Origin of the sequence: Bradyrhizobium huanghuaihaiense, from assembly GCF_007830635.1 — a bacterium.
Lineage (GTDB): Bacteria > Pseudomonadota > Alphaproteobacteria > Rhizobiales > Xanthobacteraceae > Bradyrhizobium > Bradyrhizobium huanghuaihaiense.
This window is the reverse complement of sequence record NZ_VLLA01000065.1, coordinates 1-10,359: the sequence shown is the minus strand read 5'-3', so window position 1 is coordinate 10,359 and position 10,359 is coordinate 1. Positions and strand designations below refer to the sequence as shown.

The 10,359-nt window shown below is 59.5% G+C and carries 5 protein-coding genes and 5 pseudogenes; 3 read left to right on the top strand and 7 right to left on the bottom strand.

Annotation, left to right across the window (positions count from 1 at the left end):
* Window positions 1-272: helix-turn-helix domain-containing protein (locus IQ16_RS44030; RefSeq protein WP_145832209.1), on the bottom strand; the 272-nt coding region annotated here is incomplete at its 3' end.
* Between the two features lie 2,148 nt (window positions 273-2,420).
* Between IQ16_RS44030 and IQ16_RS44015 the strand changes: the two are divergent.
* The 3 genes and pseudogenes from IQ16_RS44015 to IQ16_RS44000 all read left to right on the top strand — a co-directional run.
* Window positions 2,421-3,245: pseudogene (locus IQ16_RS44015) on the top strand (IS6 family transposase).
* A 249-nt stretch (window positions 3,246-3,494) separates the two neighbouring features.
* On the top strand, window positions 3,495-4,082 hold the full coding sequence (locus tag IQ16_RS44005; protein WP_018648286.1) for a GNAT family N-acetyltransferase: 588 nt from the start codon (window positions 3,495-3,497) through the stop codon (window positions 4,080-4,082).
* Between the two features lie 286 nt (window positions 4,083-4,368).
* Window positions 4,369-4,616: pseudogene (locus IQ16_RS44000) on the top strand (IS6 family transposase); the annotation flags it as partial.
* Between the two features lie 170 nt (window positions 4,617-4,786).
* Here the strand turns inward: IQ16_RS44000 and IQ16_RS46270 are convergent.
* From IQ16_RS46270 to IQ16_RS47780, 6 genes and pseudogenes are all read right to left on the bottom strand, one after another.
* On the bottom strand, window positions 4,787-4,957 hold the full coding sequence (locus IQ16_RS46270) for a hypothetical protein (protein WP_018648285.1): 171 nt from the start codon (window positions 4,955-4,957) through the stop codon (window positions 4,787-4,789).
* 56 nt (window positions 4,958-5,013) lie between these two features.
* Entirely contained in the window at window positions 5,014-6,759 is a 1,746-nt protein-coding gene (gene nopM, locus IQ16_RS43995; RefSeq protein ID WP_026312873.1) for a T3SS effector NEL-type E3 ubiquitin ligase NopM, read from the bottom strand.
* A 417-nt stretch (window positions 6,760-7,176) separates the two neighbouring features.
* A pseudogene (locus tag IQ16_RS43990) lies at window positions 7,177-7,748 on the bottom strand (IS66 family transposase); the annotation flags it as partial.
* A 226-nt stretch (window positions 7,749-7,974) separates the two neighbouring features.
* Window positions 7,975-8,432: pseudogene (locus tag IQ16_RS47785) on the bottom strand (SbmA/BacA-like family transporter).
* A 258-nt stretch (window positions 8,433-8,690) separates the two neighbouring features.
* Window positions 8,691-9,239: pseudogene (locus IQ16_RS43975) on the bottom strand (IS6 family transposase); the annotation flags it as partial.
* 26 nt (window positions 9,240-9,265) lie between these two features.
* On the bottom strand, window positions 9,266-9,499 hold the full coding sequence (locus IQ16_RS47780) for a DUF2188 domain-containing protein (RefSeq protein WP_018648284.1): 234 nt from the start codon (window positions 9,497-9,499) through the stop codon (window positions 9,266-9,268).
* Between the last annotated feature and the right edge of the window lie 860 nt (window positions 9,500-10,359).

Genomic DNA, 10,359 nt, shown 5'->3' with positions numbered 1-10,359 from the left:
GTCTTCGTATAGATCGGCTGCTTGCCAGGCCGCGGCTTGTCTTGCAGCCCTTCAAGGCCATGGTCGGCATAGCGATGCCGCCAAAGGCTGACAATCCGCGGCTGGACCCCAACTTCCTTGGCGATCGACCGGGTGCTGCGCCCATCCGCCGCCAACAGAACTATCCGCGCCCGCTTCAAATCGCGCTGCAACGTCACCGGTGAGCGACAGCACGCCTCAAGCACCTTGCGATCTTTCCTCGAAAGGTGGACTTCTCTTGCTTCGGGTATCATCCCGACCTTGAATCACGACTCACGTTCCAAGAAAAGTGGGTACTAGTGAACTCAATCGATACGGCCCTCATCAGAAGTTCCTTCACCCCGATGTTATGGGGCATCACATGCTAACCGATGTCCGCCCTGCACTGAGCCCTGATGCCACATTCATGCCAAAGGCCCCTGTTGTTTGCGGACGCTTGTCACTTGCGTTCGCCAAACGACGTCCGGGTATAAACCCCTTGCTGAGCAGATCGACAATCTCGATGTCCTAAGAACAAATGGCCGTCGGCATCACGTCTGATAAGTCCGACCGCTGAGGGCGGAGACGCCAAGCCAACGCGACCTTATTGCTTGAAGCCTAGTTTCATGTTGCCTCAGAGTAAGCTGACGACCACGGCGCTCGTGGCGACACGCGAGAAGGCAACCTTCAGCACCCCCCCTGGAAAAGCGATCCGAGATGTTCGTCCGCGAACCAAGCAAGGGACGTGTCGATGAAAATCGCAGCTGCTCTGCGTCTTCTACGAATGTTTGTAGCGTCGGAAGTCAGACATTGTTTCAGAGCTGACAATCGACTCTGTTAAAGTTCTGACAACACGCTGCGCAAGAAGGGGTGGCATCCCGGTCCATAGTCCAAATATTGTCATCAGAACTTTAGCGATGATCAGAGCTACAGCTGTGATGCAACGGGCAGCGTGACCGTTTCCGTATATGGTAAGAACGACCGGAGCGCAGGGGACTGCGCTCCCATTTTCATGGGGCATCTTTTTCCAAGGCACCACGTCAGGAGTGTATTGTCGCTCTGTCAGTGGCGAGAACACTTCCGCTGGTTCTGGCGACAGCGACGTTCGGCGCCGGTGCGCTCGTATCCATAACCGACGCTACATTGAACGCGCGCCGAACCAGACGGCCGCAGACCGCAGCATTTCTCACCTGAGCGTAGGCACGGATCGCACAGCTGTCCCTGTGCTGCGGTCTATGGTGGCAAAGAAAGAAGGAGCAGACTGCAATCAATCCTACCGGGACGCGACATTTCCCCTCCTCATTTAAGGACAGCGGCAGTCCATCTACCATCTGTGAAATCAATCGTCCGCTCGACCGCGAGCCCCCCGGCTCCCTTGTGCGGAGAGCTCGCTCTATTTTTCGACATCGGGTATTCGACAATACCTGACACTACCGGAGCGCCGTCGCTTCCGTCGCGCGGCACAAGGGCTCGATCCTGCACGCCGACTTTCCTATACGGTGCTATTGCAAAGTGGCGGCCGTGTCTCAGAGGTTCTGGCGCTCACAGCTGCTGCTGTTGAACTGAAAAGCGGAAGCGTAGCGCTTCTGACCCTCAAGCGTCGAAAGAGTGACGTGGTACGACAAATTTCCCTACCGCTGAAACCCGGCCGAGGCGCGAATGGAGTTTCCGGAGTTGGCTGAGGTGTGGGCCACGATCTTTCCTGCCGTAGAGAAGGCGGCGGAGGAAGCGGAGCGAAAGTTGCGCGATTTCGTCGCTCAAGTCGGGTAGTAGAAATTTGCGGCGCTCACGCGCCGCCGAATTTTCAGACCGGGATGCCGAGCTTCTTCGCCTTGTCGCCCAGATTGTCCTGAATTCCCGCGCCCGGGACATGCATCACGCCAATCGGCAGCTCGTTGAGCATCGATTTCCGTTGTCAGGGTTGCAACGGCGTCAGTCGATGCCTCCGCGTCAGCCCTTCCAGCGATCTCTCCAGGTCGTCCCGACGCATCAGGACGGCGGCGTCCGTATCATTTACGGTTCGGTCGAGCTCTTGAGTTCGTGTTCGTAGCGCTCTGGACACAGCCGGGTCGGTGGCAATCAGCGGGAACACCTGACCCTGCGACCGGGCGATATCCTGACAGGCCATATTGAAGGCCCCTTCGGCTGAAGCGCGGCGATTCTTCGCGGCCTCCATTCCCGCGGCAGCTTCCTCGCAGCGAGCGCTCGCCGACTGGAACGCGCCAGCAGCAGCGGATTTCGCCTCCCACGCCTTGGCGAGGGTTTCGTGGGCCGTTCGACGACCTTCGTTAATCCGGGTCCGGTGACTCGCGGTCGCCCCACCGTCAAGAAGTTCAGCTCAGGCGAACGCTTCTCTACCAGTCGACGTTGTTTGGGTTGGGCCGCGCTCTGCGTCGATTTGCGACCGTGAATGCTCAAACGAGATGGCCGCGACCGCGCCGTCCGGCTCCGTTGCAGCGTCATTTCGAGCTCACCAGCCCGCTCACGCAGTGCACCGTACTTTTGCGCAACCGCTGAAAGTCTGTCGGCGCAGCCCACCGGGGCGGCGTCAATATGCCGTTTGGTTGTAGTTCCCGTTTCCCTTAAGCTTGCGCATAGTCGAGGAAATGCTGGAGGCGCGTGGCACTGTTGACCTATGAAGCCGTGCGCCAGTGGGGACCGAAATTCGGCAAGGCGTTCTCCGATCGGTCCGCGAGCGCGCTCCCGCTCGCGGTGACAAATGGCATCTGGACGAGATCGTTATCTCGATCGCGGGCGAACAACATTAGCTCTGGCGCGCTGTCGACCAGAATGGCTTCGTTCTCGACGTCTTGATCCAGCGCGGAAGAGACTCGCGCGCTGCGCAGCGGCTCAGGAAGAAGCTCTTGAAATCCGCCGGCACGCCGCCGCGCGTGATGATCACGGACAAGCTTCGTTCGTACGGCGCTGCGAGGGCAAAGACGGGCCTTTGGGTCGAACATCGCCAGCACAAAGTTCTCAACAATCGGGCCGAGAATTCTCATCAGCCGACGCGACGACGCGAGCGGATCATGATGCGTTTCAACTCCTCCAGGCCCACCGATTTCTGTCAGTTCACGATCAGGTCTCGAACCTTTTCCACATCCCCTATCCCGGAGCCCTGACTGCCGACTTCCGTCGTGCTTGGCACGAGCGAGCCTTTGCGACTTGGCGCGAGATCTCCATGACAAGCGCTATCGCCGAATCTCGAACCTTTGAGAAGCGCCTCCTTCAGCTCAGCGGTCGGTTAAGTTGACGATGCCGTCGCTCGACATTCAGTATGGCACAGGGATTGCAGTGATGAAAAAGCGCTCCGGAAGCTGAGCACGGCGAGCCGGTGCCGGGCGATGGATCTATTCTGAGTCGTTACGGAACATGACCATCAGCGGGCAGAACCCAGGTGCAGCCGGTCGATATCAGGAATCTGGTGATCGGCCACGTCTTCTTTATGTCGTGCCACGTAACTCTGACAGGTAGACAGAAAATTTGGAACCCACATTATGCCGGCGGAGTCGGATATCAAATGTGCGAATGCAAACATTCGAACAAGCACCGTCTGGACAATTGTGCTCGGCTTTGCCGCCGATCCATTGATGCGGTGGAGTTGGCCTGACGCAGGCCAATATCTTCGGAGCATGCCTCGGTTCGTTAACGCCTCTGGTGGACCAGCATTCGAGCACGGCACAGCATACGTCACGGAAGGGATCCGCGCCGCAGCCCTGTGGCTGCCGCCTGGCGTGCAGCAAGACGAGTCCGCGTTAGACGAAATAATGGCGCTGTCCCTGAACCCGGCGATCACCGAAGATATGGCGCTCCTGCGGCAGGAAATGGCCGAACATCATCCGTCCGAGCCGCATTGGTACCTGCCTCTCATCGCGGCCGATCCGAACTGGGTCGGACAAGGACTTGGCACATTGTTGATGAAATACGCTCTTCAACGATGCGATGAGCAGGGCATTACCGCCTATCTGGAAAGCTCGAATCCCGATCACATCCCCTTTTATCAAAGCCACGGCTTCGAGGTCATTGGCAAAATACAACATGGTTCTTCGCCGCCGCTCACGCCAATGTTGCGAGCAGCCAAATAAAGCGAAATTCAAAGCCTGTGTTCGCATTGGCTCACGAGGGCCACCTTTCAGCACTGCTTACGTATTGTCTGCGGCGGCGCTGATTATTTCGCCAGCAAGTATTGGGGCGACTCGGGCTCGCGGCGATGCTCCATGATGTCGGGAAGCTACCATTCCGCTGACGCTGTTCGACAAGCCGGGCCGTCTAAATGAGGAAGACAGCAGACTGATCGAGACACATCTGGTCGACGGCTTCGGAAGACTCTGGATGGCGTTAAGTTAACGAATTGGAGCCGCCGAGGGGGTGGTGACGACCAGCACGCCGACCGCCCGGACCCCTCTTTATCGCCGCCATCGCTTCCCACCGGAAGTAATCAGCTATGCCGCTTGGTTGTATTTCCGGCTTCCTCTCAAGCTTGCGCATGGTCGAGGACGTGCTGAAGTGCTGGCGGCGCGTGGCATTGGCGTGACCTATGAAATCGTGCGCCAGTAAGACGAAAACTTCGGCAATGCGTTCTCCGATGGATCCGCTCGCGCGCTCCCGCTCGTTCAAACGACTGAGAGCATGCACTTGACCGACCGCGACAATCGCGATGATCAAAGCCGGTTGTTGACGCGTCGATTTCGCTCGCCCGAGGACGAGTACGAAGCAAAGGCGGCGCGCGGTCACGACAGAATTCCGGCGGAGCATTCCGCAGCCCGGTAGAAGGCCCGGGCATCCCGTCTTACAAGGAATCGGCAATGAGGCTGCGCGCCGACCATTTCATGCTGCCGCACACCGTGCGATCTTCACGGCGGTAGATGCGTGCTGCCTCAACGGGCCGCGCCTCAGCCTCCTCGCTCGAGCGCCAATCGGCAATCGTCAGCTCAAAGATGATGTCGATTGCAGGATCCATCTTGAGGCAGCGCCACAGAGCAACGAAGAATATCCCCGCGGGACTGTTGGGAAGTCTTATTGTTCTAGGCCGCGCTCTGCGAGCAGCCGGTGCATGACCTCGCCTTTGATCTCGCCTGCGATTTGGTTTCGGACTTGGGCTCCGAGCACCCGCTCGGCATCGACGTCGCCCACCAGACCATGTTCGGCCAGTCGCTGATCCAGACGGCTTTGGAACTCTTCGCCCATGGCTTCAACGAGCCGGTCTTGCATCGCTGCATGTTCGTCTGGAGCGATGCGCCTCAGCACCGTCTCCCAGGGTTGCCAGCGGCTTGCCATGAAGTCGGTGAACTGGCTTGCTTCCCGCTCCCGGACCAGGTCGAGCGCCTCCGTCGCATCATCCTCGCTTACGTGAGAGACCGCCAGGAAGCGCATGTCAGGGGCGACGTGACTGAGCTCCAGCGGCTCGCGCAGCCGATGTTGATAGGCCAGGTAGACTTCGATGTCGTCTACGTTCGGGTTGCCGCTGGCGAGCGAGTTGATCCTGTCGCGCGCGATCTCGTCCAACGCCTCCAAGCGGAAGGCGACACGGCCGCGCTGGATCAGATCGCCAAGCCGATCGTCATATACCCCGTCCTCGACGTCAGCGTTGAGGCGCGCGGTCTGCATACCATTCCAGTGCAAGGTGACACGATCCTCGCAGCTCGCGTTGGCCTCGGACGCCTGCGCAAAGAACTGCTCGCGCAATGTCGGATTGGCGGCCGCCTGCTGCAGATCATCAGCCACTGCCTGCCGAAACTCGTCATTGCCGTAGTTCACGGTCTCTCGTAGCCTCTCCAGGAACTGCGCGTAGTCCTGGGCGCCTGGCTCATCCGCAAAGTGCTGCCATTTGGCCAGCGTCGCCGGGTCGTCTGCGAGCCATTGCGCGGCAGCCTCATATAGAGATTGCTGCGCAAGCTGCGGTGGCGCTTCAGCCGTCGCCAGATTAGCGAGGACGTCGTCCGGCAGCGGGTTATCCCCGAACTCGAGGTTCTCCAAATGCGGGTAGCTGAGACTAAGATTCGGTACACGCCCCTCAAGAAGATCCTCAGGCAGGCTGGTCAGCCGGTTACCGCTGAGATTGAGCGATTGGAGGGTGCTCGGAAGGGGGGCGGGGAGGTCGGCCAATTGATTGCTGCTGACATCGAGTTCAATGAGCCCCGATGGGAGGTAGTCGGGGAGGTCGGTCAGCTGATTGCCACTAACCGCGAGCGAGGTGAGCCTGCTCGGGAGAGCGTCCGGCAGGCTAGTTAGTCGGTTGTCGCTTGCGTTCAGGATCTCGAGCCCAGCCGGAAGGTTGGCCGGCAGACTGGTCAAGCTGTTATCGGCCACCTCCAGCCGAGAGAGGGTCGCCGGAAGAGCGTCCGGCAAACTGATCAACCGGTTATGGCTAATGAGAAGATGCTGAAGACCGGGTGGGAAGCTAGCGGGCAGGCTGCTTAGCTCGTTGTGCCTGGCGCGCAGTTCCAGCAATCTTGGCGGCAGGGCGGCGGGCAAAGCGGTCAGGGAGAGGGAGGACAAATCCAGCGAGTGCGAGCCAGTGTTGTCCGCCCCCCTAATTCGTGCGCGTCCCTGTCGCCGATTCTCGGCTTCGCCCTGCCCCTCTTCGGCCGCCCAGTTGTCCAGCAACTGCGCGCGCGCGGAGGCCGGGGTCCGATATCCTGTCATGGCTTCGAGCAAATCCGCCACGGCTCGGCTGAAGCCGCTGAGGTAACTTTCCTGCTCCCCCTCTTCAGAAGCGGCCGAGGAAGAACCTGCACTCCACTGAGCCTGTCCTGTGTTCATCAATATCTCCATCGCCAAAACAAGAATACCCCCGCTCCTCAAGGTCGCGAAGCAGGCCGGGTGTCATGATCATTGTTCACACGAGCCCAAACGCGCAAATGGATCGATACTGCTGCGAGGCTTCCTGCCATTTCGTTGACCAGATAAGTCCCGGAGGGCCGTCAACGTGGCAGCGTTCTGCCCTTAGCAGGCCTACCTGTCGATAAGCTGACGAATGTCGCTGCAGAACCCCGGGTCGCCGGTTGCCAGCGGTGACCGAAGCAAGCCCGGTTTGAGGTTGAACCGGTCAAGCTTCGCAAAGACCAGCTTGGCCCCCATTGCCTTGGCATGGGCACCGCCAGCGCTTACGCGTTCGGAGCGTCTGCCACTCTTCGTTGCCACGTACTCGGTCGAAGGGTAAGCGGCAAGCTGCGGCCGTCAGGCGGCGTGGTTCCATGGCATAAGCGCGTCGATTTCGCCGCTCGGCCAGCCGTTGGCGATACGCTGAGGCGTTAGGCTGAGCCAGGCGCACGGATCGACGTTATTCATCTTTGCTGTCTGCAGCAGTGTTGCGATGGTTCGCCCAGGTTCGTCCGCCGCCGTCGCTACCGGCAAAGAGGCTATTCTTTCTCGTAATTGTTTGTGGTCAGATGGCGCGTTCAACGATGTTGGAGTCGAGCTCGATGCGAACCATCAGTCTGGAAGCGTTCGAAGATGGCACGGCGCGAGACGGCATAGCGGATTGCCTCAGCCAGTTTTGATTTTCCGGAAATCCGCCGCAATGTCTGCTGCCAGAGATCGAAGAGATCTGCGACGACCGCTGTGGAGGCTTGCTGGCGCGCGGCAACGCCTACGTCGGGGCTTTGACCGCGTATGGTCTTCTCGACCTGCCAGAGCTTCGCCATCCGCTCGACCGTCGCCGTTGCCACTTTCAAGCTTCCTGCAACATGCAGCTCATAGAACTTGCGCCGGCTGTGTGACCAGCAGCCAGCCAAGGTGACGCCATCTCTCTTGCGTGAACAACGGACGTATCCATTTCTTGATCTCTGGAAGCGACGCCGCCCACAACGCAAGCGTCTCCTCGATCGACGCTGCTGGCGTCCACGACCTCCGAATCATGGTGTCCATAGATTCAGACATCTCCTAAAAAGGCAACTGTAATGCTAGGATTACCCCTAGGACCTGCAGCGCTCGCGTCCGTCAAACAAGGCGGCCTCAATGGAGGGATACCTTCCATCAGCTGGATGGCTGGATCATCCGAAGGCTCTGGTCGCGCCGCGGAAGCGGTGGCGGAACGCAGCCTGGAAGGAATATCCGACCGCTCGCAAAGCGCATGGGGTCCTGCTGAACGCGCTGCGAGGCGCCTTCGATGGCGCGCAGCCGCGGCCAGCTTGCAACATAGATATCGTTCATCGCCGTCCGCCAGCGGAAGATGTAGTGACTGACGAAGAAACGCGTCATCACACCGACACGACCGCAACAAGAGCAATGCCGGCAAAAGTCGACAACTCGCTGTAGAACTGCTGGACCATCACTTGCGCCGATTTCGAAAGCGCGGCCTGGACAAGGTCATAGAATGGCCCATACCAGCTGTTGATGGCGACGCTGACCTGGACCTGAAAGTAGGAGGTGAACAGTATTAGCGCGGAGCCAAGAATCGACCACGTCGCCCAGGGGTGCGGCGCAACCAACATCCAGCCAGCCGCAAATATCGCGGCGCACGCGGCGAAATAGAGGTCGAACCAGAGAGCCGGCGCCGACGAGAACGTCGCCAACCCGACCTGCCTTTTGCGGCGCTTCGAACAGATTGCTCGCGAAGCCATACCAGACCAGCATCGTCAGTGCGGTCCAAACGATCGCCGAGAGAAAGAACAGCTTGGGTCGGGGGAAAAACGAGAGGTCCGAGCATCTGTGGCCTCTTGGATTACAGGAGACCGTCGGGCATCGTCAACTTAATCGACCGCCGAGCCGAAGGAGGCGCTTCTCAGTTCGAGATTCGGCTTGTCGCGGAGATTTCGCGCCAAGTCGCAAAGGCTCGCTCGCGCGAAGCACGACGGAAGTCGGCGGTGACGGCTCCGGGATAGGGGATGTGGAAAAGGTTCGCGACCTGATTGATCGTGAACTGACAGAAACCGTTGAGCCTGATCGGACGATTTGAAACCCTTCATGATCGGCTTGCGTCGCCGCGTCGGCTGATGAGAAATCTCGGCCCGATTGTTAAGAGCTTTGTGCTGGCGATGTTCGACGTGAAAGCCCATCTTCGCCCTCACAGGGCCGTACGAACGGAGCTTGTCCGTGATCATCACGCGCGGCGGCGTGCCGGCGTATTTCAACAGCTTCTTCATGAGCCGCTGCGCAGCGCGTTCGGCGCTGGATCAAGACGTCGAGAACGAAGCCATTTTCTGGTCGACAGCGCGCCAAAGCCAAGTTGTTTGCCCGCGATCGAGAAGGCGCTGCTGCAAAACTACGGGGTGACCACCTGAGGGCCGTGTCCGAGATCGGCCCAGAAGGCCAGCGCCAGCCCGATTTAGCCGGACGGTGGGTATGGGTCCTGGCCATATGTCCACTCGTGTCTGAACCTGTGGTCATGGCCCTGAACTAGAACCTGAGCGTCGCGTCCTACCTTTCCCTCCTTGTGGGCAGCGTCGACCGCGACGCGGATCGCCTCTTCCTCAGTGGCGTAGGGGCCGGAGTACTCGCAATTGAGCGCAACCATCCACTGGCCTTTATGGCGCGTGACGAAGTACTGAACGCTTGCCATAAGCTTGCTCCGGCATCGCCCCTGGGATCGATAAACGGGGTCGTACTCTGCAAATCTGCCGCGGTCGCCTCAACTACCGGATTTGGTGGGCTCCAAGGAGCAGCGCCTTGTAGGCTGGCCTGTTTGCTGTACCCGCGGAGACCAACTGCCGCGCCTTAGTTTCCCTTATTCACGAGAACCGGAACGTAGCAGCTTCAATCGTCGTAGATGTGGCCTAGCTGCTAGCAAGTCTCTCTTTCTCGTTGGAGTCGAAGGCTGGATTGATGGTTGAGTGCTGCGACCGTTTGCGTTTGATCGACAAATGAACCCTCCAAATAGAATGTCGTCATGGTCCAAACTCCCGGGAGACCAGCCGCACTCGATCGCATTTGTAAGAAAGCGCTCGTGCGGGTCCGACCTTGCCTCTTTTAGATCGTACGAGGCAATAAATTTGGCATCATGGTTGCTCCACTCCGCGGCGCACACGCGGACTTGGAGGCACGCGGACATGACTCGGCGCCGTCGGGAGTGAGAACCCGACGCTGTCCCTACCGCGCCCGCGCGGCCAGTGAAGTTGGCGGCGGTGACTCGGCGCTCACGCCTCCGGAAGCGCTTATCCCTACCACGCGCTGCAAACTTCGGTGGCCAGCCTTCGCCCTTGGATAAGCGAGACCGACCACCGCGGCCCCCCGAGAGGCTCAATTCCCAAGGGTGCTACCAAGCAGTATCGCTGAGAAGGACTGGAAGCACCTACCAGGATTGGTTGGTGCCGATCTAATGTGGCCTGTGCCGCGCGGCGAACAGGATGGAAGTGGAGCGTCGACCATGATGAGAGGGCTACGCCGGGCTCGTGACGCAGGGAGGGCGTAGCCCGACCGGAG

Bases quoted from the DNA above. Each gene is read 5' to 3' on its own strand.
- IQ16_RS44005 (WP_018648286.1), top strand. From the start codon at position 3,495: ATGCCGGCGGAGTCGGATATCAAATGTGCGAATGCAAACATTCGAACA.
- IQ16_RS46270 (WP_018648285.1), bottom strand. From the start codon at position 4,957: ATGGATCCTGCAATCGACATCATCTTTGAGCTGACGATTGCCGATTGG.
- nopM (WP_026312873.1), bottom strand. From the start codon at position 6,759: ATGAACACAGGACAGGCTCAGTGGAGTGCAGGTTCTTCCTCGGCCGCT.
- IQ16_RS47780 (WP_018648284.1), bottom strand. From the start codon at position 9,499: ATGGCAAGCGTTCAGTACTTCGTCACGCGCCATAAAGGCCAGTGGATG.